Origin of the sequence: Shewanella sp. SW24, from assembly GCF_025653395.1 — a bacterium.
GTDB classification, from domain to species: Bacteria; Pseudomonadota; Gammaproteobacteria; order Enterobacterales; family Shewanellaceae; genus Shewanella; species Shewanella oncorhynchi.
This window is the reverse complement of the sequence record NZ_JAKKSH010000030.1, coordinates 23,007-47,630: the sequence shown is the minus strand read 5'-3', so window position 1 is coordinate 47,630 and position 24,624 is coordinate 23,007. Positions and strand designations below refer to the sequence as shown.

Here is a 24,624-nt window from a genome sequence, read left to right as displayed (position 1 = left end):
AATTATGTCTTTGATTTTTAACCTGCGTCACAATTACCCATATTGGGGCATTATTAGATCAAGTTACACGACATGCATCAGAGTAACGTTTTCAAGAATTAACAATTCAACATCTAGCAAATTTAAATAATGCCTCACTTCAAATTACTTTAATATAATTAACAAATAACTTTTAAATTTGGTTAATTAAGTGCAACTCGACTCATAACTAAGTTAATATCTATACCGCATACATTCCGATTAGAGTCCCGACAGAATCTAATTAAAAAGGAATGGAAAATGATGAAAACGAATACCCGTTCTCAATGGAAAATCTTTACGCCAATGGCAGTCGTAGTCTGTCTGATGACAGCCTGTTCCGATGGTGACGATGGGAAAGAAGGTCCACCAGGGATTGTGAGTATCAGCATTGAACAAGCGGATACACTCAAAGCGACAATAGAAAATGTGGTTATCGATGCACAAACTCATGTGCAGGTCGATTTCTTCCTCAGCAATGCCAATGGTATTGCGGTCACAGGACTAGAAAACCTGAAGGAGCTAGATACCTTAGGTGTCGGTATTGCCAAATTAGCACCGCCGCAGGAGCACTATCAAATCACCCAAGCCGCGGCGAATGCTATGGCAACAACTGGCACAGAAGTCACTAACTCTGCAGCAAGCGCGACAGATGCTGCGTTGCAATGGACCAGTTACATCAATAATCAAGTAGAACCTGCCACAAATGCCCAAGCGAATGCACAGACTCAGTGGCAAGCTGGCATTGAAAGCAGCTGTAAAACGGCGTGTCTAACCTCATTAGGCGCGGGCCAATACCGTTACACTTTGAGTAAACCACTCACGGGTTACTCCCAATTTACGGGGATAGATACCCAGTACTCGCCTGAGCTCACCCACAGGATTTACCTAGAGTTAAAACCGTTAGCAAACAGCACAATCGACACTCAGTTGATCAACAGCGTGTACGATTTTGTGCCCGCCACAGGACAGACCGTCGCTGCGGATATGGGCCGTAAAGTGATCGCGCCGGAACAAGCCTGTTTTCGATGCCATAACCCAGACTTAGCCAATACCGATACTCGCCTTTTGATGCACGGCAATAAACGTTTTGCCTTTGAGGGCTGCGTTGTCTGTCACACGACTTACTCTGGCGATCCTGAAACGGGTAATAGCCTTGATATGGCGACATTGACACACCAGATCCACCAAGCCAAATATCAAATTGTAGGTTACAAGGGGCAGCTATATGACTACGCCAATGTGACCTTTCCCGGTGATATGACCCAATGTCAGCAATGCCATATTCCCGGCGCAACGGCGCAAAGTGGCAATAGTAATATCCCCAGTAAAACCGCGTGTCTTGACTGTCACAAAGCGCAAATCCCCGCAGATTGGAATGGTACTGTAGCGGGTTTATTCCACAACAGGGAAATTTTTGCCAACCCATGGGCACTGGGCTGTAGCGGCTGCCACCCTGATAGCACTAATCCTGAAGGTGTCGGGCTTTTCCACAATGCCGCTGTGAAAACAGCCACTAAGCTGGTGAGCGATTACCAAGTTAAGTTACTGAGTTCGCAGCTAAGCGTTGAAGCTAAGACCCTTGCGGTGACATTGCAAGTGCAGCAAATGGAGCAACTGCCCGCCAGTCAACCTATGATAAAATCCTTCTGGTTGATTGCCACAGGTGAAACAAATAGCGCGAATATGCCAATCAATAACGGCCAGCGTAAAGTGTGGGATTTATTAGCAAACACGAGCGACGTCGCCTTAAAAATTACCGCACCCAATCAGCTAACAGTCACTATATCTAACCTGTCGGCTGCCGATTTTGGCGATCTGAGTCAGTCAAAACTCTACAGTAAACTGGTGCTCTGTGCCGATAAAAATACCGGCTTTGCCGTTAACTGTAATATCGCAAATCAAGAGGTGAGTCTCAGTGCCATTAATTCGCTAAGCCTGCAAGGTCAAGCTGTTACGGCAAAAGCTAAGGTCGATGAACAGGCCTGCCGCCAATGTCATGATCAAGGATTAGAAGATAGAGTTCTGTCAGCGCATCAAATGAAAGGAATTTTTGAACCCAATAGCAGCTGTGGCACCTGTCATGCGCCGCAAACGGCAACCGCACTGACCGATGGGCAATGTCAAAGTTGCCACAGTAATGATGCGATTATGTATCTCAATGCCAATGTGATGCATACTCCTGGGGCCAGCCAAATCAAGCCCTATCGCACCATCAACAATACTTTGAGCTACAGGGAAATGGTGCATTCACTGCATGCGGGAACCCGCACTGTAGTGGGTTTTGATAATCCACGTCCCGAACTCACTTACCCTAATGCAAAAAATAACTGCAGTGTTTGCCATAGCGCAGGACAGCTCAGTCTCGAGGGGCTAAGTGCACAACAATCCCTGTTAGTTGCGACACCCGATGCCGCCAACATAGGGCAAATTGCCGAGTACTCACCAACCTTAGCAACCTGCACGGCTTGTCACACGCTTATCGATAGTTTAGTCGTCCATGCACGCAGCTTTGGCGGAGTTTACCAAAGTGATGCCAGCGGTGGTCGAATTTACCAATCAGGACAGGAGTCATGCGCAACCTGTCATGCCGAAGGTCGCTCATCGGGGGTCGATAAGGTACACAAATAAGCCGTTAGATTTGATTTAATGCCAAAATAAAACCGCTCACCATAATGGTGAGCGGTTTTATTTCATTCGTCCTATTTATCAATCTTTTGTCCGCACAAGGCTCAAAAGAGCAACAGCGAGTGCTTTACTTGATTTGACTTAGTTTAATGTCGTTGAGATTAAGGCTTGAGCACACTTTGGCTCTCTACTGCCTGCGTTTGGCTATAGTCCTTAGGTCTAGAGTTCGACAAGGTAACACCACTTAAGGCTTCGGCGGTTAATGTGTTATTACCGTTCAATAAATCATTCAAGGTTCCAGAGTCACCATTCACTAATCCTAACTCCCTGAGCATGGCATCGATAACAGGCGCATTGGCGCGATAGTTTAACGCTGCACTGGTCACTTGCTCTGCGATACCACCTTGATGGTGAGCACCTTCGCCACCCGCAGCAAATTGATGACCTGCACCATAACCTTGAAGAATCTTAATACCTTCGATGTTTTCTAACGGCTTAACGGCTTGTGCCACAATTTCAGGCAAGGCCTTCAAAATGGCGAGGGATTTTTGCAGGGCGATCTGCTCATCACTTAAGACGTTTTCAGCTTCATAAAGTGCTTGTTTACCTGCGGCTTCAACGGCATAAACTTTTTCATCCGCTTCAGCCTGCAGTTTTTTCGCATCGGCACTGGCGCGCGCTTCAATCAGAATAGCACTCGATCTGTCTTCAGCGGCACGTTTCTCAGCTTCGGCCTGCACTGTTACGCCGACAGCATCACGCTCAGCTTCCTTACGAGCATCAATCACTTCAATCTCTTTGCGACGATTAGCTTCTGCCACTTGGCGCGCTGTGATTACCGCTTCTTCTTTTTCAACTTTCAGTTTTTCGGCTTCAGCTGCACGAGCACGGGCAGCTGATTCTTCTTCAGATTTGGCCGCAACCGCAATGCGTTTTTCCTGCTCAGAAACTTCAATATCCCTTTGCTGTTGAATGCGCGATTGCTCAATCGACTTATACTTTTCAATCTCACGGGTTTCGATATCTTTGGTCTTTTCGATTTCAGCGGTTTCAATGGCGCGCTCTTTGGCAATCTCGGCTTCGCGTTCTTCACGGGCCTTGTTTTCTTTCTGCTTAATAATCTCCGCTTTTTGATCGGCGCGTTTAAATTCTAACGACTGTTGCTGGATCAGGCGCGCTTCTTCTTCCGACTTTTCAATCTCTAAGGATTCCTTTTCAGCTTCAAGGTTACGCTGCTCGATCTTAATGCGGTTTTCCTGCTGAATATCGTTGGTTTCTTTGCGTTTCTCTTCGATAATCTTCGCCAGACGCGCACGACCTTCGGCGTCAAATGCGTTGTTTTCATTAAAAAACTGCAAATCAGTTTGATCGAAACCCGTTAATGAAACCGATTCGAGTTCGAGACCGTTTTTCTCCAGATCGTTGGCGACGTTATTTTGCACCCGTTGCACAAAATCGGCACGCTGCTCATGCATTTCTGTCATGGTCATTTCGGCGGCCACGGCACGCAGCACGTCAACAAACTTAGACTCCATCAGCTTTTTAAGCTCTTCAACGCGGTTTGTACGCGTGCCTAAGGTTTGCGCTGCCATTGAAATACCATCGGAATGTGGGGCGACACGCAAGTAGAAATCGGCCTTCACATCGACACGCATTCTGTCCTTAGTGATTAGCGCATCTTTCTGGGTTTTCTCCACTTCGATACGCAGAGTGTTCATGTTTACCGAGATGGTTTCATGTAATACAGGCAACACAATAGCGCCGCCATCTTTAATGATTTTCTCACCACCAAAGCCGGTACGCACAAAGGCCATTTCTTTGGTTGCACGTTTATATAGCTTGGCGAAAATTAACCCGATCACAATGAGGCCGAGTAGCACCATACCCGCAACGAGCAAAATAAAACTACCGGATGAACCTACGTTTGTTAACACATCCATTTGATTTCCTTTCAATTGATTTATGGCTTGGGAAGATTAATTATCAAAACGCGTAGCAGACCAGACTCGGCCTTCTCGCTTAAGCAGCACGACTTGAGTGCCTGAGGCAAACTCGATATCCGAAGTTTCGGGCTCGACTAAAACATAATGTTTTTGTTGATGTTTATCGCGAACGACGGCTTCAGAGGGCATGCCTTTAATTGCGCAACCTAAGGTGATAGTGCCGACATAGCCGCTAAGATCATCTAGCGAGATCGCACTCGATTCATTTTTAGGCAAATGATCTGCAAGCACTCGACCAAAATAACGGCAAGAAAATGCACTAGCGACAATAGCAATGGGTAAAGTGAACAGTTGCGGCAGTAAAAAACCGGCAAGACTAACACTAATAAAATTGACGATATAACCCGCAATCGCAAAACTGGTCAGCGCAAGCACAAACCAAATAAGTAATGGGAGTCTATTTAGACACAGCCAACCGGCAATGCCCGTGAGTCCACCCGCGCCCACATCAGCATCATATTCCACATCAGCAGGCACCCATTGGTCTAACGCACTTAACATGCTTAAACCTATGAATAATGCGAAGACTTCAAACACACCAAGGGCCAGTACGCAGGCAAAAGCTATGGTGTAAGGTAAATTAGGCTGTTCAACTAAAAACGCCCACATAATCATCTCCTTGAACAATACAGCATTCCATTTATTTCACTGTAATTATCGACTTAACCATCACAGAATAGCAAGGCAAGCACAATTTCCAAACTAAAAATTGTCCCTAAAACAGATTTTGACTATCGCTCTGCTGCGCCAAAATCGCGTGACCATCTTCGCTATTAGTACCCTATCGAAAACCACTTTAACACTACAACTCCCTTTTTAACTTAGCGCTAGCGCTGCAAATAGCCGCAATCGCCATATATGGCGTGGATGCCATTTATTCAGGAGCAATAAATGGCCTTGCCTCAAGTGCGTTACTATAGCGTTAATATCAGCCCACTGAGTCCTGCATCTTTAGGTTGTTTGAGTATACTGTTGACGTCATTGTATGATCATCCTGTTATTGTTATTTATTCGCGCAGGATTTGATGCGCCAGAAGGGAAATTCCATGGACTCACCCAAGAGCAAAGTATCAACACCAAGTTACGATAAACTGACAGCACATTTTCAAAAAATTTCTCACTTTGAACATTTCAGCGCTCTAGGTGACTGGGATCAAGCAGCCATGATGCCTATGGGCGGTAATAGCGATCGCGGCGATGCAATGGCTGAACTGGCGCGACATATCCACACACTCAAAACCTCAACTGTCTTAGCCGAACACTTACACGGCGCGACGGACGAATCTCTCACAACGGAACAACAAGCTAACCTGCGGGAAATGCAGTACCAATATCAGCAGGCAAATTTAGTGCCCGGCGATCTCGTGCAAGCCAAAACTAAAATGGCCTATCAATGTGAGAATGCGTGGCGTGAACAACGTAAAAATAATGACTGGCAAGGCTTTAAACCAAACCTCAAAGCCGTAATTGCACTTGCCAAGGAAGAAGCGCAGATCCGCGGCGAAGCCCAGAATATTTCCCCCTATGATGCCCTGCTCAATAAATTTGAGCCGGGAATGACCTCGGCAAAGCTAGAGCAAACCTTTGGCGGACTGAAAGATTGGCTACCGACACTTATCCAAGAAGTGCTGGCTAAACAGGCAAACGAGCCTAAGTTAACGCTAAATGGTCCCTTCGATGTTAGCGCGCAGCAAGCCCTTGGCCGAGACGTAATGGATTTTCTGGGGTTTGACTTTAACCACGGTAGGCTGGATATCAGCAGCCATCCATTCTGTGGCGGCGTGCCAAGCGATGTGCGGATAACGACTCGCTACAATGAGGCTGATTTCAGTAGTGCAATCATGGGCATAGTTCATGAAACAGGCCATGCCAGATATGAGCAAGGTTTACCTAAAGCGTGGCGTGGACAACCTGCGGGACTGGCGCGTTCTATGGGTATCCACGAGAGCCAGAGTCTATTCTGCGAAATGCAACTCGGGGCAAATCCGGCATTTTTACGCCAATTGCAGCCTAAAATTGCGCAACATCTTAATTGTCATTTTAGCGCCCAAGAATTAGCACAGCATTACACCCGCGTAGCGCCCGGACTTATCCGCGTCGATGCCGATGAAGTCACCTATCCTTGCCATATTTTACTGCGCTTTGAGGCAGAAAAAGCCTTTATCGACGGCAGCTTAACCGTAGAGGATTTGCCTGATTTTTGGTCGACGCAGATGCAACAACTACTGGGGATTAATACCGATGGCAACTACCGAGACGGTTGCATGCAGGATATTCATTGGGCCGTTGGTGAACTAGGGTATTTCCCAAGTTACACCTTAGGTGCCATGTATGCCGCTCAATGTCGTTTTGCGATGGAAAAAGCCTTAGGACCGATTGAAGCCCTAATCGATGCAGGCAAGTTGGACTCGGTATTCCAATGGCTGCGCGAGCACATTTGGTCTAAGGGATCCTTGCTCACCACCGATGAACTGATCCGCCAAGCAACGGGCGAAACCCTAAATGGTCAATATCTTGAGCGTCACCTGCGCCAACGATATCTAGGTATTTAACCGCTGCGAACGCTTAAAAACGCTGAAAGCTCAGTTTATACGGGTTTTTAAAGCGCTTTATATTGCCGCTGGAGCCTGCATTTTGAAGCCGCTTGAGGTTATAATGCCGAGCTTATTTGAATCAGGACTCTTTCCACGGAGTTCCTTCAACAGGACTCTTGAAACAGGATAAATGTCGGCCATGTTACTGCGTGCAATCACCCCAGAGGATTGGGATGCCATTTTAGCGATCCAAGACGAGTGTTACTCACAACTGGATCCTGAGCCACTGCACGTACTGCAAAGTAAATGGCAGGTATCACCTCAGTCCTGTTTTGTGTTCGAAGTGGATAAGTCGGTTGTCGGTTATTGCTTGGCTCACCCATGGACCGCCAATATGCCGCCCGCGCTATATCAGCCCATCACCCATTTACCCAAGGCTGATACCTTATACCTACACGATATTGCGATTTCGGCTAAAGCCCAAGGTTTAGGCGCTGGCGCTAAGGCGCTGACCCGCCTAACACTATTGGCGGATCGCTATAATCTCAATTCCTTATCCCTCGTAGCCGTACAAGGTGCCGACAGCTATTGGCTTAAAATGGGTTTTAAACCTAAGGCAATCGATAAATGTCTTGGCAGCTATACTGACGATGCTATGTATATGATTTATAAATTTAATCATAGAGATGAAAAATGAATCCAACCCTAACCACTATCGGTTTACTTTGCTTAAGTAATATTTTTATGACCTTTGCTTGGTACGGGCATTTGAAAACGCTAGGCTCAAAACCTTGGATTATTGCGGCCTTAGTGAGCTGGGGTATCGCCCTATTTGAATACTTGCTGCAAGTGCCTGCTAACCGTATCGGCTACACAGTAATGAATGTCGGCCAGTTAAAAATTTTACAAGAAGTCATCACCTTAAGTTTGTTTGTCCCCTTTGCCTATTTCTATATGAAAGAACCATTGAAGCTCGATTATCTGTGGGCAGGACTGTGCATCTTAGGTGCTGTGTATTTTATTTTTAGAAGTGAATTTAATTAATTTCAGACTTATTTCAGGAGAGCTCCCCATGGCCCGTCAAGTCACTTATACCTTCAAAGGTAAGACTAAAACTATCGCCTTTAGCTACGACAAACACTATGATTTATATGAAGCTGTGGCCGAAGCCGAAGGCATAGATCTGACCAAATTTTTGGCAATGGAACAACAAGTCGCCATGACATCTCGTAAAGGTGCTAAGGCTGAAAAAGAATTCAGGAAAGTAGAGTTTGCCCGCTTTGGTTTTAGCAATATCCACTTTGTCAGAGATGAAGAACCTGAAGCCTAGGCTAATGTATTAATTGTTTTTTGTATTAGCTGTAAGCACTTCAATAACAGGACACTGTAATGCTCAATACCGAACATGCTAACTTCCCCCGCGCAGGATTCTTCCGCCGCCTAGGCGCTGCAGTTTACGATTCGATGTTAGCAGTGGCCGTCTATATGGTTGCTGGCGCAATGGGCTTTGGGATTTTCTACGGCCTCACAGCTTCAGGACTGGCTGGCATGAATGGCTTTGAGCATGTCTCAGATGCACTCAATGGCACGCCGGTTTATCAGGGAATTTATCAACTCTGGCTTGCCTTGTGTGTCGGCACTTTCTACGCATTATTCTGGAGTAAGGGCGGTCAAACCTTAGGGATGCGCGCTTGGCGGCTTAAAATTCAACATCCTAATGGCCAAAACTTAAGCCTGATCACTGCCTATGCTCGCATCATTTGGTCACTGCTCGGCATTGGCAATTTATGGATTTTAATCAATGATGATAAACGCGCACTGCAGGATATGATGACTCGCTCAGAAGTGGTCGTGCTGTCTAAAGAAGCCAACCAAATGCGTAACTGGCATGGGGCATAAGTTTATTCTTAAGTAAATCCGAAATACAAAAAACGACGCAACAGCGTCGTTTTTTATGGGCTATTTTTAATTGACGGAATCCGGAGTAAGGAGTAATAAGCTGCGTATCATCGCCGGATAAAGTAGAAGGCAACGCCAGTAAACAACAAGCTTGGCGCAACAGCCCCCACATAAGCGGGTAGCTCATACACTATACTCATGGGGCCAAAAATCTCATTACTGATATAAAAGCTAAAACCTGCTACGACCCCAAGTAATACGCGCGCGCCCATAGTCACAGTCCGCAGCGGACCAAATACAAACGACAGTGCCACTAACATCATCACTGCGACCGTCACGGGTTGCATCACCTTGCGCCATAAAGCAAGCTCATAACGGCTGGGATCTTGACTGTTAGTTTTAAGGTAATCAAGATAACCGACCAGACCACGTATAGATAACGCCTCGGGTTTAATCGAAACCACACTGAGCTTATCTGGCGTTAAACTCGACTGCCATTGGTCTTCTTCAAGATACTCAAGCACGACTTTTTCATAGCTTAAATCAGTACGTTTAACGTCAAATAAACGCCAGCGATCTTGGGAAAATACCGCTCGGTCTGCGTGAACCACGTTGGTGAGCTTAAGTTCGCTATTGAATTTATAAAGCGTGATATTGCTGAGTTTATTGATGTTTTCAACTTCACCAATATTAACGAACAAATCACCATCCTTTGCCCAAATTCCACGATGGGACTTAATTAAACTCCCGCCAGAGAGTTTAACAGCTTGTAACTCATTCGCTTTTTGCTCAGCAATCGGTGCGCCCCACTCCCCTAAAACCATCACCAATAACATCAAAGGCACAGCAGTTTTCATCGCCGACATAGTGATCTGCAAACGTGACATGCCAGAAGCTTGCATCACCACAAGTTCGGAATTCGATGCCAACATTCCCATACCAATCAAAGCGCCTAGCAAGACGGCCATAGGGAAAAACATTTCAATATCCCGTGGCACTAAAAATAAAACATAGATGCCAGCATCCATCATGCTGTAGGTGCCACGGCCAACTAAACGCAGCTGATCAACCCATTTGATAATCCCTGATAAACCAGTCAACACCAGCAAACAAAGCGCTGAAGTGCTTAACAATATTCTGGCGATATAAAGGTCTAATATCTTCATGCTGCCACCTTCTTATTGGCAAACAAGGACGATATACGACTGAAAATAGGCCTATCTTTGCCGAGCAAGAATAACCCCATCAAGAGCGCAGAAACATGGATCCACCACATACCTAAATACAGTGGAATAATCCCATCTTGCAATGCCTTACGTCCCGCGACCATTAGTCCAAAATAGCCAAGGTACAAAAGAACTGCCGGGAACATCTTAGCAAACTTACCTTGGCGCACATTCACCCGCGCTAACGGCACAGCAATCAGTGTCATAATTGGAATCGCGAGTGGGATAGCAAGACGCCAATGGAATTCAGCCGCGGCTTCAGCACCTTCAATTTTCACGAGTTCATCAACGGGCAGTGCAGATAACTTACGGCGACGCTCATCAACTTGCTGCTCTTTAATTTGCATTTTATAACCACCAAATTCGATCATTTGGTAGTCCTTTGCCTTCGGGCTGCCTTGATAACGCACGCCGTCATTCAAGTTCAATTGTTGAGCACCTGAACTATCTTCCTGTACTCGTCCACCTTTAGCCACCACGACATTGGTCACGCCAGTTTCATCATCAGGATCTGGCAACTGGGCTACAAACACTTTATCTAACTCGTTATCTTTACCAATACGCTCAACAAATAATACCGCGCGACCATTGGGACTCGCCTGAAAACGCCCTTGGATTAAGGCAGCAAGACCCGCTTCGGACTGGGCTTTTTCGAGCACTTGGTTTTGCTGTTCTTCTGCCCAGGGGGCAACATAAAGCGATAAATAGCCAGTAAACAGCATATTGATCACGGCGAGGATCAGCGTCACGCGGGTGACATACCACTCACTAACCCCAACACCGTGGAGAATGACCATTTCATTTTCGGAATACATACGGCCGTGGGCCAGTAAAATACCCAAGAACAAACTTAGCGGCAGCACTAAGATCACCAGATAAGGCAAGTTAAGCCCAATCAGAGTCATGATTAAAGAGGCGGGAAAATCGCCGTCGGAGGCATCGGCCAGTATACGCACGAAATGCTGGCTAATAAAAATAGTTAACAGCACTAAAAGTACCGCAATTTGTGCCTTTAAAACTTCTCGAATAAGGTATTTAAATACAATCACAGGCAGGATCCGGTCTCTAAACTTATCTTTTTGCTGGTAACAGACTAACTTTCATGTAAACTGTTTACTTTTGATAGTTTTCTGACCAGCTTCAGGGGTTCTTGGTAAACTTAACGTCACGAAATGCGTGACTCAAGCGCCGAGAATAAATCACCTTTGGAGTAATAACTTAGGCCCTTTTCGGGACAAGCAGACATTATCCAATAAATATAAAAATTTGTCTTTAAGAATCTAGGAGTGCTCATGGAGTTTAGCGTAAAGAGCGGTAGCCCCGAAAAACAACGCTCAGCCTGTATCGTGGTCGGTGTTTATGAACCCCGTCGTCTGTCGGGTATCGCGGAGCAATTAGATAAAATTAGCGAAGGTTATATCAGTAACCTACTGCGTCGCGGCGATCTGGAAGGTAAACCTGGCCAGATGTTATTGCTGCACCATGTTCCTAACGTATTGAGTGAACGTGTATTATTAGTAGGTTGTGGCAAAGAACGAGAATTAGACGAACGCCAATACAAACAAATCATCACTAAGACAATCAACACCCTTAACGAAACGGGTTCAATGGAAGCCGTTTGCTTCTTAACTGAACTGCACGTGAAAGGACGCGATACGTATTGGAAAGTACGTCAAGCGGTTGAAACCACTAATAGCAGTCTTTATAGCTTTGATGCCCTGAAGACCCGCAAAGGTGAAACTCGCCGTCCACTGCGTAAATTAGTATTCAATGTCCCGACTCGCCGTGAATTAACCTTAGGTGAGCGCGCCATCGAGCATGGTATGGCAGTATCTGCTGGCATGCATTTATGTCGCGATGTAGCAAACATGCCACCGAACATCTGTAATCCAGCCTATTTAGCTTCTCAAGCTCGCCAAATGGCTGAAATACACGACACTCTGCATGTCACCACTATCGGTGAAGAGCAAATGGCCAAACTGGGCATGAACTCATACCTTGCAGTCGGTCGCGCCAGTGCCAATGAATCCATCATGACTGTGATGGAATACAAGGGCGCTGTCGATAGCACAGAAAAACCCATCGTATTAGTCGGTAAAGGGTTAACCTTCGACTCGGGTGGTATTTCATTGAAGCCTGGCGAAGCCATGGACGAAATGAAGTACGACATGGGCGGCGCAGCAGGTGTTATCGGCACCATGAAAGCCATCTGTGATATGAAGTTACCTATCAACGTTGTGGGTATTCTGGCTGGCTGTGAAAACATGCCATCGGGTAATGCTTACCGTCCAGGTGACATTCTGACCACTATGTCAGGTCAAACCGTTGAAGTGTTAAATACCGATGCGGAAGGCCGTCTAGTCCTATGTGACGTATTAACCTATGTTGAGCGTTTCGATCCTGAATTAGTTATCGATACTGCAACCCTGACTGGCGCGTGTGTGATTGCCCTTGGTAAACACGCATCGGGTCTGTTCTCATCGCATAACCCTCTGGCACACGAGCTATTAAGTGCCGGTGAGCAAAGTGGTGACCGCGCATGGCGCATGCCATTGTGGGATGAGTATCAAGATATGCTCGACAGCCCATTTGCTGACATGACCAACTTAGGTGGCCGTCCTGCTGGAGCTATCACTGCAGCATGTTTCCTTTCGCGCTTTGCTAAAAAGTACAACTGGGCTCACTTAGACGTTGCAGGCACAGCTTGGAATAGCGGTGCTAACAAAGGTTCTACGGGCCGTCCAGTGCCACTATTGACTCAGTTCCTGATCAATCGTGCTGGCGTCGAACTCGGCGAATAACCAACTATCCGGCCTTAGTGTGTTAAAGGCTCGATAAATGAAAGGCGAAGATGAAAATCTTCGCCTTTTTTATTTTCTTAATTTAATCAGAAAATCGATTTCCTGAATAAATTAAGAAAATAAAAAAACTGAACAACTAATGGTTTTAGAATCATTTTTCAAAGAGTTATAGTTCTACCCTCTTCATCTCCAACGGTTTGAAAGCATCCCATTAAGTCCCGCCAGACAGTGATAGATAAAACCTCACCGTAAGGTTTGCCCTAAGCATTAACCCATACTGACTTTTAGTGTAAACTGCTGCTCTCGTTCGCCACTAAAACAAGTGAAGCAAGGCATTGAAATCATGACTCAAGTGCTGTTTTATCTTATGCCGCCAGTGGCATCGCCTGCCAAAACCAAGGCTGATTCACCTGTTGCAACCGCGAATGCGAACCCTGCACTTTGCGAGATGCATCTTCTGGCATGCCAACTGGCGCAGCAGGCTTTTGTGAAGCAACAATGGGTCTATATCCATTGCCAAGATAAACAGCAAGCCCATGCAATTGATGAACTTTTATGGCAGTTTGAGCCAAGTGCCTTTGTACCCCATAACCTCAAAGGTGAAGGCCCGATGACGGGATCGCCGGTTGAAATCGGTTTTGATCGCCTCGGCGCCAACAAAAGTCGCCAAGTTCTGATTAATCTTGCAGACCAAGCGCCCCCATTTGCGGTAAACTTTGGCCACATTATCGATTTTGTTGCCAATGACGATCAGCATAAAGCGGTCGCTCGCGAACGTTATCGACAGTATCGCGGCTTAGGGGTCAATTTACAGACCCAAGACTTAGCAACACATCCACTTAATTAGTTTGAGACAGACACGTTCCCATGGAAAAAACATACGATCCGCAGTCCATCGAGCAAACGCTTTACCAAAACTGGGAAGAGCAAGGTTACTTCAAGCCACACGGTGATGAATCCCAAGGCAATTATTGCATCATGATCCCGCCACCAAACGTGACGGGCAGCTTGCACATGGGCCACGCCTTCCAAGACACCATTATGGATACTTTGACCCGTTACCAACGGATGAAAGGCAAAAATACCCTATGGCAAGTCGGTACTGACCATGCGGGTATCGCCACCCAAATGTTGGTTGAGCGTAAGCTTGAAGCCGAAGAAGGCAAAAATCGCCATGACCTAGGTCGCGATGCCTTTATGGATAAAGTGTGGGAATGGAAAGCGCAATCGGGCGGCACTATCACTAAGCAGCTACGTCGTATGGGCGCTTCTGTTGATTGGGACCGCGAGCGTTTCACTATGGACGAAGGCTTATCTAAGGCCGTACAAGAAGTGTTTGTACGTCTGTACGAAGACGAGTTGATTTATCGCGGTAAGCGTTTGGTCAACTGGGATCCAAAGCTGCACACGGCTATCTCTGATTTAGAAGTGGAAAGCAAAGAAAAACAGGGCCACATGTGGCATCTGCGTTATCCACTGGCCGACGGTGAACTGACTGCCGATGGTAAAGACTATTTAGAAGTCGCTACCACGCGTCCAGAAACCATGCTCGGCGACAGTGCGGTTGCAGTGCATCCCGATGATGAACGCTATCAAGCGCTAGTCGGTAAGTTTATTCTGTTGCCGATTGTTAACCGCCGCATTCCTATCGTGGCCGACGATTACGTCGACATGGCCTTTGGTACAGGGTGTGTGAAGATCACCCCTGCCCATGACTTTAACGACTATGAAGTCGGTAAACGTCACAACCTGCCAATGTTCAACGTGCTGACCTTAGATGCCGCCATTCGCGTGAGCGCCGAAGTGGTGAACTCTGACGGTACCTTTAACAAAACGCTCGATGGCAGCTTACCTGAACGCTTTGCCGGACTTGATCGTTTTAAAGCCCGCGATGCTATCGTCGCCGAATTTGACACCTTAGGTCTGCTCGAAAAAATCGCACCTCATGCCTTGAAAGTGCCTTACGGCGATCGCTCAGGTGTGGTTATCGAGCCGATGCTGACCGACCAATGGTATGTGGCTGTTGCGCCAATGGCGAAAACGGCTATCGAAGCCGTTGAAAATGGCAGCATTAAATTTGTACCACAGCAATACGAGAACATGTACTTCTCGTGGATGCGTGACATTCAAGACTGGTGTATTTCACGTCAATTGTGGTGGGGTCACCGCATCCCAGCATGGTACGACGAAAATGGCAAAGTCTATGTCGGCCGCAACGAAGCCGACGTCCGTGCTAAGCACAATATCGCCGACTCGATGACATTACGCCAAGACGAAGACGTACTGGACACTTGGTTCAGCTCAGCCCTGTGGACTTTCTCGACCTTAGGTTGGCCTGACAATTTAGAAGATTTAAAAACCTTCCACCCAACCGACGTGTTGGTGACAGGTTTTGACATCATCTTCTTCTGGGTTGCCCGTATGATCATGATGACCATGCACTTCATCAAAGATGAAGACGGTAAACCACAAGTCCCGTTCAAAACCGTCTACGTAACCGGTCTTATCCGCGATGAAGCGGGTAACAAGATGTCAAAATCTAAGGGCAACGTACTCGATCCATTAGACATGATCGACGGTATCGGCCTTGAAGATTTAATTGAAAAACGTACCGGTAATATGATGCAGCCACAACTGGCCGCCAAGATTGAAAAGAGCACTCGCAAAGAGTTTGCCGACGGTATCGAAGCCCACGGCACAGATGCACTGCGCTTTACGCTTGCGGCAATGGCATCAACGGGTCGTGACATCAACTGGGATATGAAGCGCTTAGACGGTTACCGTAGCTTCTGTAACAAGTTGTGGAACGCCTCACGCTACGTGCTGATGAACACAGAAGATCAAGATTGCGGCCCAGGCTCACCAGAGCACAAAGGCGGCGAGATGGAGCTGTCGTTAGCCGATCGCTGGATTATTGGCTTGTTCAATCAAACCGTTAAGACCTTTGACGATCACATGACAGCATACCGTTTCGACTTAGCGGCCAATACCCTGTATGAGTTCACTTGGAACCAGTTCTGTGACTGGTACTTAGAGTTAACCAAACCGGTATTGCAAAACGGCAGCGAAACGCAAATGCGCGGCACCCGTCACACCTTAGTGACAGTGCTCGAAGCGATGCAACGCCTGATGCACCCTATGATGCCGTATATCACTGAAACCATTTGGCAGCGCGTTAAACCGTTAGCCGGTGTCGCAGGTGATACCATTATGCTGGCACCGTTCCCAACATTTGATGCCGCTAAAGTCGATAGCGCAGCAATGGCTGATTTAGAATGGGTTAAGCAAGTAATCGTCGCGGTGCGTAACATTCGCGCCGAACTGAACATTGCCCCATCTAAACCGCTAAAAGCCCTACTTCGTGGTGTTAGCGCGCAGGATAAAGCCCGTGTAGAAGCAAACCAAACCTTCTTCACTACGCTTGCCCGCTTAGAAAGCATGACCATTTTAGCCGATGGCGAAACTGCGCCTATGTCGACCACAGGTTTAATTGGCGAAATGGAGCTACTGATCCCTATGGCAGGCTTAATTGATGTCGCCGCCGAAATGGCCCGTATCGACAAACAGCTTGAAAAACTCGGCCAAGAGATCGCTCGTATCGAAGGCAAATTGTCGAACCAAGGCTTCGTGGCAAAAGCTCCAGCCGAGGTTATCGACAAAGAGCGCGCCAAGATGGCCGATCTCAAGCGAGATATGGACAAACTCAATGAACAAAAATCTGAGTTTGCTAAGTTAGAAGCTTAAGCCTCTCATTTACTCTGATTCACTTGTTATGATTAGTTCTAACTGAATAAAGGGCAGCCACTAGGCTGCCCTTCTTGTATCTATATCACTGCAATCTATGAGCAATTATGAGCCTTAATCTACGCTCTTGAGCCAGATGCCGCATTGAACCCGAGTCAATTCTAAACACTGCCATTTAACCTACGGCACTGTATTGAAACCACCTCACAATTCATCCTCATCACTCCCCGTGGTCTATCGCTCATGAGCTCACACGTAGCCCATCACTGCCTACATGAGTAAACTGCCACTACAAACCGCACACATGTAGACTAAAGAACAACTAATACCTCCAGAGACAGCACTGAGAGACTGACATGGGTATCCAATGTCGTCATCGACTATTAACACAGGCAAAAGCAGATTCTTCAGTGAGTTGAACCTAAGAAAGAGAAGTGTTTAAAGCGAAATGGCTAAAGATAGCGACACCGAAGATACTAAGGTAAGGCAAAAGATGATGATGCAAAGTTAAGGTTAAACCTAAGCGGGTAAAAATATAATGAGTTAAACCATACAGATTAAAAAACAAAAAAGCCCTGCAATTGCTTGCAGGGCTTATCTATATGGTGCGCGTGGAAGGAGTCGAACCTCCGACCGCCTGGTTCGTAGCCAGGTACTCTATCCAGCTGAGCTACACGCGCAAACTCGTTTTTGTACTTCTAATAGATCCAATCATGATTGAGTCTAGGATAAGCACTTTTATCTCGCAAATTTATTCTATTCCCCTCGACTAAGAGAATAGAATGGCGGAGAAGGAGGGATTCGAACCCTCGATGGGAGTTAAAGCCCATACTCCCTTAGCAGGGGAGCGCCTTCGGCCACTCGGCCACCTCTCCGCGTTTAACGCTTTAAATCAACAAGACGTATCTTGTTAACTATATTGGTGCGCGTGGAAGGAGTCGAACCTCCGACCGCCTGGTTCGTAGCCAGGTACTCTATCCAGCTGAGCTACACGCGCATGTTAAACGGTAAAACACTAATACGACCTAAATCATATTAATTTAAATTGGTGCGCGTGGAAGGAGTCGAACCTCCGACCGCCTGGTTCGTAGCCAGGTACTCTATCCAGCTGAGCTACACGCGCATGTTAAACGGTAAAACATTAATACGATTTAAATCATATTAATCTAAATTGGTGCGCGTGGAAGGAGTCGAACCTCCGACCGCCTGGTTCGTAGCCAGGTACTCTATCCAGCTGAGCTACACGCGCGACTTGTATCTAAATTTACTTTTACATCAAACACTAATAAAAAATGGTGCGCGTGGAAGGAGTCGAACCTCCGACCGCCTGGTTCGTAGCCAGGTACTCTATCCAGCTGAGCTACACGCGCACTGTTTTCTATCTTTAAGAAATGGCGGAGAAGGAGGGATTCGAACCCTCGATGGGAGTTAAAGCCCATACTCCCTTAGCAGGGGAGCGCCTTCGGCCACTCGGCCACCTCTCCGTTTTCTTGGCGCACATATTACTGTTTGACGAAAATAAGTCAAACCCTTTTTCCGAAACAGATTCCATTTGAACTGTTTTTAATCACATTGCTGTTATATCAAGCCAATGTATTGATTTACGCCAATCTTTCGGTCTAAAAAATAAAAAAGCCAGTTAAAAAACTGACTCTTCTGTTGCCGTAGTACGCTTGCCAAAACAAGGTACTAAAAGTTACCACCTTCCGATGGTGTACCTGATTTTTCAGATTGAATGCGTTGGTAGATTTCTTCGCGATGAACAGAAACCTCTTTTGGTGCATTCACACCAATACGCACTTGATTGCCTTTTACCCCTAGCACTGTAACTGTGACTTCATCACCAATCATCAGTGTTTCGCCAACACGACGAGTCAAAATCAGCATTCGATAGCTCCTTTATTTCTTAATTCAGCTTACACACGGCACTCATCCGGTAGATGGGCTTATTATAAGGTCAGCTTAGTACAAATTAATAGTATTCAATACTCAAACGGTTATTTAATTACACCTTATTTAGCTCGAAAGCGTGATGTAACGCCCGAACCGCCTTGTGTAAGTCCCTTTCATCGATAACGGTTGATAATTTACTCTCTGACGTCGTGAGTAACTTAGCATGAATAGTTTCATTACCCAAGACTTCTAACATCTTAGTCAATAATCCCATTTTTGCCTGTAAACCTTTGCCAACTAAAGATACTTTTGCACGTTGACGTTCGATAATCAATGGCCCGAGTGCGAGGCTTTCACTTAAGCCTTCGAGCTCATTAAGTAGAGTATCGACCTTAGCCTCAGCGAGCATAAAACTGACTCGACCCGAAGGATCATCCTCGTGGATCCTCAATGGGGAAATAAATTCCACATCGATTTCCAATCGAGTTAAACAGCCTAACAGCGCTTGATAGCGTTCACTGGTGGTAAACAGCCCTTCGATCGTCAGCGTTGCCAGCGCCTTATTAATCGCAATACCTTGGACTAACGAGGCAATCGTTAATTCCGACTCGTCGCCAAATTGGATTAACGTCCCCTGCCCAACTTCAAAGCTCGACAATACTCGCAGCGGTACGCGAAAACGCTCGGCGTATTCAACAGAATCAGGATGCAATACTTTAGCGCCAAGCTTTGCCATTTCGAGCATCACATCAAACCCAATCACATCGAGGCGACGTGCACTGCTATCAATATTCGGATCTGTGGTAAATACCCCTGCCACATCGGTAAAAATCTGGCATTCATCGGCTTCTAACGCTGCCGCTAAGGCTACTGCTGTGGTATCTGAACCACCGCGTCCTAAGGTGGTCACTTCGCCTTGAGAATCGATGCCCTGAAACCCAGCAACGATCGGCACAACACCATCGGCAAGCAAAGACTGCAAATATTCAGTATCAACTCGCTCGATGCTGGCGCGGCCGAATTGACTATTTGTATGAATTTGCACTTGATCGCCCGTAAGGGATTTCGCTTTTATGCCGCGACGTTGTAGCGCCATCGACATCAAAGCAATGCTCACTTGCTCACCCGTCGAGACTAGCATGTCTAACTCGCGCGCCGAGGCGCGCGGATTAATTTGTGCTGCAAGTGCAAACAGGCGATTCGTCTCACCCGCCATAGCTGATAAAACTAAGACTTGCTGCTCACCATTGTGAGCTGACTTTGTAATCTGCTCAGCGACCGCTTCGATACGTTCAATAGAACCCACCGAAGTGCCGCCGAACTTTTTCACAAAAAGCTTGCTACCACTAAGCTTTCGTTTTTGGGGCACAGCAACCTCTTAAGCTAGACGCTCAGTAATCCAAGGTAATACTTGAGCCAATGCCGCATCCAGATTTTCTGGCTGGCTACCGCCCGCTTGAGCCATATCAGGACGACCACCGCCTTTACCGCCCACTTCTGCAGCGACCATAGCGACGAGCTCACCCGCTTTGACTTTACCGATCAGATCGTTACTCACACCCGCGATCAGGTTAACTTTCCCTTCCTGCGCTGTACCAAGCACGATAATGGCCGATTTCAATTTCTGTTTTAATTCATCTTGCAAGCCGCGTAATGAACTTGCCTCAACGCCGTCTAATTTTTTGATCAGTACGTTAACGCCATTAACTACAACGGCATCACCCACTAAGTCTGCACTCGCTGCGGCCGCGAGCTTATCTTTCAGCTGCGCCATTTCTTTTTCGAGTTGCTTCATCTTATCGAGCTGCACTTTTAACTTAGCCACCACTGAGTTGGCATCGCCTTTCAATAAGGCAGCGGCTTCTTCCAGTTCAGCTTGTTGCTGCGCCACATAAGCCATAGCAGCAGCGCCAGTCACGGCTTCGATGCGACGTACACCCGCAGCAATACCCGCTTCAGAGGTGATTTTAAATAAGCCGATATCGCCAGTGCGACCGACATGTGTACCGCCACACAATTCGATAGAGAAATCGCCCATAGTCACAACACGCACTTGTGAATCATATTTCTCACCAAAGAGTGCCATCGCGCCTTTCTCTTTAGCTTCATCTATGCCCATTTCAGCGGTTTTCAGCTCATGGTTACGACGAATTTGAGTGTTAACTAATTCTTCAACTTCTTTTAATTCAGCAGCTTTTACGCCTTCGAAATGGGAGAAGTCAAAACGTAAACGCTCAGGATCAACCAAAGAACCTTTTTGCGAAACATGAGTACCGAGCACCTGACGCAGCGCGGCATGCAGTAAATGCGTAACAGAATGGTTTAACTGAGTACGGTGACGCAGTTTTTTGTCCACTTTCGCTTCAATAACTTGGCCAACGCTCAAGCTACCTGTAGCCAAAACACCTTGATGGCCCGTTGCTTGACCATACTTTTGCGTATCGTTTACCGTAAACTCAATACCGTTCGCAACCAATTGGCCTTTATCGCCTACTTGACCGCCAGATTCCGCGTAGAAAGGGGTTACATCGAGCACGACAACGGCTTCATCACCCGCTTTGATCGCCGTCACTGACTCACCACTTTGATAAATCGCGGTGACCTTAGCTTGACCCGCTAATTCGGTGTAACCACTAAATGCAGTTTCAGCATCAATTTTCAGCGCAGCGTTATAATCTGCACCAAAGTTACCGGCAGCTTGTGCGCGGCTACGTTGCTCAGCCATGGCGACTTCAAAACCTGCTTCATCGACAATGATGTTGCGCTCACGGCAGACATCAGCGGTCAAATCCATTGGGAAGCCATAGGTGTCATACAGCTTAAATACGGTTTCACCGTCTAAGGTGTCACCTTTCAACTCGTTTAAGGCAGTATCTAAAATGCCTAAGCCACGTTCAAGCGTACGGGCAAATTGCTCTTCTTCCGCTTTCAGTGCCTTTTCAACAATCGCTTGAGTCTCAGCTAACCCTTTTGCTGCATCGCCCATCACCGCAATCAAAGACGGAACCAGCTTGTAGAAGAAAGCTTCGGTCGCACCTAACTTGTTACCATGGCGAACAGCGCGGCGAATAATACGGCGCAACACATAACCACGGCCTTCGTTCGACGGCATAACGCCATCGGCAATTAAAAATGCACATGAACGGATATGATCGGCAATGACTCGCAGCGACTTTTCAGATAAGTCACTAACACCAATGACCTCTGCGGCTTTAGCAATCAAAGTACGGAAAATATCGATTTCGTAGTTAGAATGTACGCCCTGCATAATCGCAGCAATACGCTCAATCCCCATGCCTGTATCAACCGAGGGCTTAGGCAAAGGTAACATTTCACCCGATGCTTGACGGTTGTACTGCATGAAAACGATGTTCCAGATTTCGATGAAACGATCACCATCTTCTTCAGGACTGCCAGGACGTCCGCCCCAAATATGATCACCATGATCATAAAAAATCTCAGTACATGGACCACAAGGACCGGTATCACCCATTTGCCAGAAGTTATCTGACGCAAATGCAGCACCTTTATTGTCACCGATGCGTATGATGTTCTCGGCAGCGACACCAATTTTTTTATTCCAGATTTCATAGGCTTCATCATCTGTCTGATAAATAGTGACGCACAGACGTTCCTTCGGCAGCTTTAACGTTTCAGTTAAAAAAGTCCAGCCCAAACGAATCGCTTCTTCTTTGAAATAATCTCCAAAACTGAAGTTACCTAGCATTTCGAAAAAGGTGTGATGACGTGCTGTGTAGCCAACGTTATCCAAATCGTTATGTTTACCACCGGCGCGTACACAACGTTGAGCAGTGGTCGCACGCGTATAATTGCGTTTGTCCATGCCAAGAAACACGTCCTTGAACTGGTTCATGCCTGCATTGGTAAATAAAAGTGTGGGATCGTTGCCTGGCACTAATGAACTACTGTCCACAACTTGATGACCATTGCTGCGGAAAAATTCGAGGAAAGCGCTTCTGAGCTCTGCTGTAGTTTGATACATGAAATCATCCTGAATTGGGTAAGCATTACCAGCTACGCCTTAGGCTAGCCGTATTTCTATTTGCCCAGCATTATAAGCAGACTAAGGAAGGACGACCAGTCTTGATTGGTGATATACACATCAGGAATTTAATATTTTAGCGTGAATCGCCCACACCAGAGTCACTAGAAGCAAAACGACAGGATAAAGCACAAATAAAGACGGTGTAAGTTTATCGCGGCACGGACAATATTTAAGCAAGTGAGTCTAATGTGAAGTATGAAATTGACAATACCCATTGATGATATTTAGATGAGCTTTTACAGTCTTAGCTCCAAATTTAATAATCTTCATCGAGATCATTGGGATCTGAATCTAGTGCGTAAGTGATTTGATCGTAGCTAAAGCCTTGGCCCATTAAAAAACGCACTCGTTTGGCCTTTTCCTTTGCGATCAGATCCCGAGCTTTAGAGCCCTTCACTTCTGTCACACGGGGAATGCCGTATTTTTTGGTGGCTTTATCTTTTGCTAGCTCAAACCAATCACAATCACAATTAACCAAAGCGGCTTCAATGCAGTCTTTAGATAAGCCTTTCTGTGCGATTGCTTGGCGGATGCGTATTGCACCGTGGCCTCGACTGATGTGGCTACGCACCAACAGTTCGGCATAACGAGCATCATTAATAAAACCGGAGGATTCGCAAGCATCGAGTACAGGTTCGATATCGTTAAGTTCGAAACCTTTTTCGAGCAATTTATCGCGGATTTGTAAACGGGAATAATCGCGGCGCGCTAACAGCGCGACCGCAATTTGATGGGCTGACTGACTCAGAATACTTCGCCTGTCTCTAAATCAATATTGTCCTCAGTACTATCATCAGCTTTGGCAGCCAAGGCACTCGGATTACTCAAAAGCAACTCACGTAGCGTCTTGTCAATTTCAGCAGCAATAGCAGGGTTTTCAGTCAGATATTTGCCAGCATTAGCACGACCTTGGCCGATTTTATCGCCTTTATAACTGTACCAAGCGCCCGCTTTTTCAATCAACTTATGGGCTACGCCTAAGTCTACTAACTCACCAGTACGGTTAATACCTTGGCCATAAAGGATTTGGAACTCAGCCTGCTTAAACGGCGCTGCAACCTTGTTTTTCACCACTTTAACGCGAGTTTCGTTACCGACCACTTCATCGCCGTCTTTAATCGCACCAGTGCGGCGAATGTCTAGACGAACAGAAGCATAAAACTTCAGCGCGTTACCACCGGTTGTCGTTTCTGGGTTACCGAACATCACACCAATCTTCATCCGAATTTGGTTGATGAAGATAAGTAAGGTGTTAGATTGCTTTAAGTTACCCGCAAGTTTACGCATAGCTTGGCTCATCATACGCGCCGCTAGGCCCATGTGAGAATCACCAATTTCGCCTTCGATTTCAGCTTTAGGCGTTAATGCCGCCACTGAGTCGACTACGATAACGTCAACAGCACCTGAGCGAGTTAAAGCATCACAAATCTCAAGCGCTTGCTCGCCAGTATCCGGTTGCGAACACAGCAGGTTATCAATATCTACGCCCAATTTTTTAGCATAAATAGGGTCTAGTGCATGCTCTGCATCGATAAAGGCACAGGTTTTGCCTTCACGTTGCGCTGCCGCAATCACTTCTAAAGTCAGTGTTGTTTTACCTGATGATTCAGGACCATAGATCTCAACGATACGACCCATTGGCAAACCGCCAGCACCTAAAGCAACGTCCAGAGACAGAGAACCGGTAGAAATGGTCTCAACATCCATAGAGCGATCTTCGCCCAGCTTCATGATGGAGCCTTTACCAAATTGTTTCTCAATTTGGATCAATACCGCAGCAAGTGCTTTCTCTTTATTTGGATCGACCTTCAT

Annotated in this window: 18 protein-coding genes and 7 tRNA genes; 9 read left to right on the top strand and 16 right to left on the bottom strand. The window is 46.5% G+C overall.

Annotation, left to right across the window (positions count from 1 at the left end; genetic code table 11):
- Positions 1–279: 279 nt before the first annotated feature.
- Entirely contained in the window at positions 280–2,649 is a 2,370-nt protein-coding gene (locus tag L5M17_RS19210; protein ID WP_263148862.1) for an OmcA/MtrC family decaheme c-type cytochrome, read from the top strand.
- Positions 2,650–2,807: 158 nt separating this feature from the next.
- Here the strand turns inward: L5M17_RS19210 and L5M17_RS19205 are convergent, their stop codons facing one another.
- Positions 2,808–4,586, bottom strand: coding sequence for a flotillin family protein (locus L5M17_RS19205; protein WP_263148861.1), 1,779 nt, complete (start codon positions 4,584–4,586; stop codon positions 2,808–2,810).
- 36 nt (positions 4,587–4,622) lie between these two features.
- Positions 4,623–5,258 (bottom strand): YqiJ family protein, encoded by a 636-nt coding sequence (locus L5M17_RS19200; protein WP_028761348.1) that lies wholly within the window; start codon positions 5,256–5,258, stop codon positions 4,623–4,625.
- A gap of 437 nt (positions 5,259–5,695) precedes the next feature.
- Between L5M17_RS19200 and L5M17_RS19195 the strand changes: the two genes are divergently transcribed.
- The 5 genes from L5M17_RS19195 (at position 5,696) to L5M17_RS19175 (ending at position 9,082) form a co-directional block, all read left to right on the top strand.
- Positions 5,696–7,201: a carboxypeptidase M32 gene (locus L5M17_RS19195; RefSeq protein WP_263148860.1), complete on the top strand. Its 1,506-nt coding sequence runs from the start codon at positions 5,696–5,698 to the stop codon at positions 7,199–7,201.
- Between the two features lie 181 nt (positions 7,202–7,382).
- On the top strand, positions 7,383–7,880 hold the full coding sequence (locus L5M17_RS19190) for a GNAT family N-acetyltransferase (RefSeq protein ID WP_113939489.1): 498 nt from the start codon (positions 7,383–7,385) through the stop codon (positions 7,878–7,880).
- Positions 7,877–8,227, top strand: coding sequence for a DMT family protein (locus L5M17_RS19185; protein ID WP_006082592.1), 351 nt, complete (start codon positions 7,877–7,879; stop codon positions 8,225–8,227). The genes L5M17_RS19190 and L5M17_RS19185 overlap by 4 nt, the downstream gene beginning before the upstream one ends.
- Before the next feature lie 28 nt (positions 8,228–8,255).
- A complete protein-coding gene (locus L5M17_RS19180) occupies positions 8,256–8,513 on the top strand; it encodes a DUF2960 domain-containing protein (protein ID WP_263148859.1) in 258 nt (85 codons plus the stop codon).
- 59 nt (positions 8,514–8,572) lie between these two features.
- The gene (locus L5M17_RS19175; protein WP_028761351.1) at positions 8,573–9,082 is read left to right on the top strand and encodes an RDD family protein; all 510 of its coding nucleotides are present in this window, start codon (positions 8,573–8,575) and stop codon (positions 9,080–9,082) included.
- A 107-nt stretch (positions 9,083–9,189) separates the two neighbouring features.
- Here the strand turns inward: L5M17_RS19175 and lptG are convergent, their stop codons facing one another.
- A complete protein-coding gene (gene lptG / locus L5M17_RS19170) occupies positions 9,190–10,248 on the bottom strand; it encodes an LPS export ABC transporter permease LptG (protein WP_105251819.1) in 1,059 nt (352 codons plus the stop codon).
- Positions 10,245–11,357, bottom strand: coding sequence for an LPS export ABC transporter permease LptF (lptF, locus tag L5M17_RS19165; protein WP_113939369.1), 1,113 nt, complete (start codon positions 11,355–11,357; stop codon positions 10,245–10,247). Before lptF ends, lptG begins: the two co-directional genes overlap by 4 nt.
- A 243-nt stretch (positions 11,358–11,600) precedes the next feature.
- Between lptF and pepA the strand changes: the two genes are divergently transcribed.
- From pepA to L5M17_RS19150, 3 genes are all read left to right on the top strand, one after another.
- Positions 11,601–13,109 (top strand): leucyl aminopeptidase, encoded by a 1,509-nt coding sequence (gene pepA / locus L5M17_RS19160; protein ID WP_006082597.1) that lies wholly within the window; start codon positions 11,601–11,603, stop codon positions 13,107–13,109.
- 343 nt (positions 13,110–13,452) lie between these two features.
- Entirely contained in the window at positions 13,453–13,956 is a 504-nt protein-coding gene (locus L5M17_RS19155; protein WP_263140268.1) for a DNA polymerase III subunit chi, read from the top strand.
- 20 nt (positions 13,957–13,976) lie between these two features.
- Positions 13,977–16,853 carry a valine--tRNA ligase gene (locus L5M17_RS19150; RefSeq protein ID WP_263148858.1) on the top strand — a complete coding sequence of 959 codons (2,877 nt, stop codon included), beginning with the start codon at positions 13,977–13,979 and terminating at the stop codon, positions 16,851–16,853.
- Between the two features lie 603 nt (positions 16,854–17,456).
- On the opposite strand, the gene L5M17_RS19145 is transcribed toward L5M17_RS19150, so the two are convergent.
- The 12 genes from L5M17_RS19145 to recA all read right to left on the bottom strand — a co-directional run bounded on the left by L5M17_RS19145 (position 17,457) and on the right by recA (position 24,624).
- A tRNA-Arg gene (locus L5M17_RS19145) sits at positions 17,457–17,533 on the bottom strand.
- A 103-nt stretch (positions 17,534–17,636) separates the two neighbouring features.
- Positions 17,637–17,728: transfer RNA gene (locus tag L5M17_RS19140), tRNA-Ser, on the bottom strand.
- A gap of 45 nt (positions 17,729–17,773) precedes the next feature.
- A tRNA-Arg gene (locus L5M17_RS19135) sits at positions 17,774–17,850 on the bottom strand.
- Positions 17,851–17,899: 49 nt separating this feature from the next.
- Positions 17,900–17,976: transfer RNA gene (locus tag L5M17_RS19130), tRNA-Arg, on the bottom strand.
- Between the two features lie 49 nt (positions 17,977–18,025).
- Positions 18,026–18,102, bottom strand: a tRNA-Arg gene (locus L5M17_RS19125).
- A 44-nt stretch (positions 18,103–18,146) separates the two neighbouring features.
- Positions 18,147–18,223: transfer RNA gene (locus L5M17_RS19120), tRNA-Arg, on the bottom strand.
- Between the two features lie 22 nt (positions 18,224–18,245).
- Positions 18,246–18,337: transfer RNA gene (locus L5M17_RS19115), tRNA-Ser, on the bottom strand.
- Between the two features lie 205 nt (positions 18,338–18,542).
- A complete protein-coding gene (csrA, locus tag L5M17_RS19110) occupies positions 18,543–18,740 on the bottom strand; it encodes a carbon storage regulator CsrA (protein ID WP_006082602.1) in 198 nt (65 codons plus the stop codon).
- A gap of 118 nt (positions 18,741–18,858) precedes the next feature.
- Complete coding sequence (locus tag L5M17_RS19105) at positions 18,859–20,115, bottom strand: aspartate kinase (protein WP_168822957.1); 1,257 nt, start codon at positions 20,113–20,115, stop codon at positions 18,859–18,861.
- Positions 20,116–20,124: 9 nt separating this feature from the next.
- The gene (gene alaS, locus L5M17_RS19100; RefSeq protein WP_263148857.1) at positions 20,125–22,749 is read right to left on the bottom strand and encodes an alanine--tRNA ligase; all 2,625 of its coding nucleotides are present in this window, start codon (positions 22,747–22,749) and stop codon (positions 20,125–20,127) included.
- Between the two features lie 319 nt (positions 22,750–23,068).
- Positions 23,069–23,539, bottom strand: a complete 471-nt coding sequence (locus L5M17_RS19095) for a regulatory protein RecX (RefSeq protein WP_375539965.1) — start codon at positions 23,537–23,539, stop codon at positions 23,069–23,071.
- Between the two features lie 17 nt (positions 23,540–23,556).
- Positions 23,557–24,624, bottom strand: a complete 1,068-nt coding sequence (gene recA, locus L5M17_RS19090; RefSeq protein WP_105251812.1) for a recombinase RecA — start codon at positions 24,622–24,624, stop codon at positions 23,557–23,559.

Coding starts and splice junctions, on each gene's coding strand:
- L5M17_RS19155 (WP_263140268.1), top strand. CDS start 13,453: ATGACTCAAGTGCTGTTTTATCTTATGCCGCCAGTGGCATCGCCTGCC.
- L5M17_RS19185 (WP_006082592.1), top strand. CDS start 7,877: ATGAATCCAACCCTAACCACTATCGGTTTACTTTGCTTAAGTAATATT.
- L5M17_RS19175 (WP_028761351.1), top strand. CDS start 8,573: ATGCTCAATACCGAACATGCTAACTTCCCCCGCGCAGGATTCTTCCGC.
- L5M17_RS19180 (WP_263148859.1), top strand. CDS start 8,256: ATGGCCCGTCAAGTCACTTATACCTTCAAAGGTAAGACTAAAACTATC.
- L5M17_RS19200 (WP_028761348.1), bottom strand. CDS start 5,258: ATGTGGGCGTTTTTAGTTGAACAGCCTAATTTACCTTACACCATAGCT.
- lptG (WP_105251819.1), bottom strand. CDS start 10,248: ATGAAGATATTAGACCTTTATATCGCCAGAATATTGTTAAGCACTTCA.
- L5M17_RS19195 (WP_263148860.1), top strand. CDS start 5,696: ATGGACTCACCCAAGAGCAAAGTATCAACACCAAGTTACGATAAACTG.
- csrA (WP_006082602.1), bottom strand. CDS start 18,740: ATGCTGATTTTGACTCGTCGTGTTGGCGAAACACTGATGATTGGTGAT.
- L5M17_RS19150 (WP_263148858.1), top strand. CDS start 13,977: ATGGAAAAAACATACGATCCGCAGTCCATCGAGCAAACGCTTTACCAA.
- alaS (WP_263148857.1), bottom strand. CDS start 22,749: ATGTATCAAACTACAGCAGAGCTCAGAAGCGCTTTCCTCGAATTTTTC.
- L5M17_RS19210 (WP_263148862.1), top strand. CDS start 280: ATGATGAAAACGAATACCCGTTCTCAATGGAAAATCTTTACGCCAATG.
- pepA (WP_006082597.1), top strand. CDS start 11,601: ATGGAGTTTAGCGTAAAGAGCGGTAGCCCCGAAAAACAACGCTCAGCC.
- L5M17_RS19205 (WP_263148861.1), bottom strand. CDS start 4,586: ATGGATGTGTTAACAAACGTAGGTTCATCCGGTAGTTTTATTTTGCTC.
- recA (WP_105251812.1), bottom strand. CDS start 24,624: ATGAAGGTCGATCCAAATAAAGAGAAAGCACTTGCTGCGGTATTGATC.
- L5M17_RS19190 (WP_113939489.1), top strand. CDS start 7,383: ATGTTACTGCGTGCAATCACCCCAGAGGATTGGGATGCCATTTTAGCG.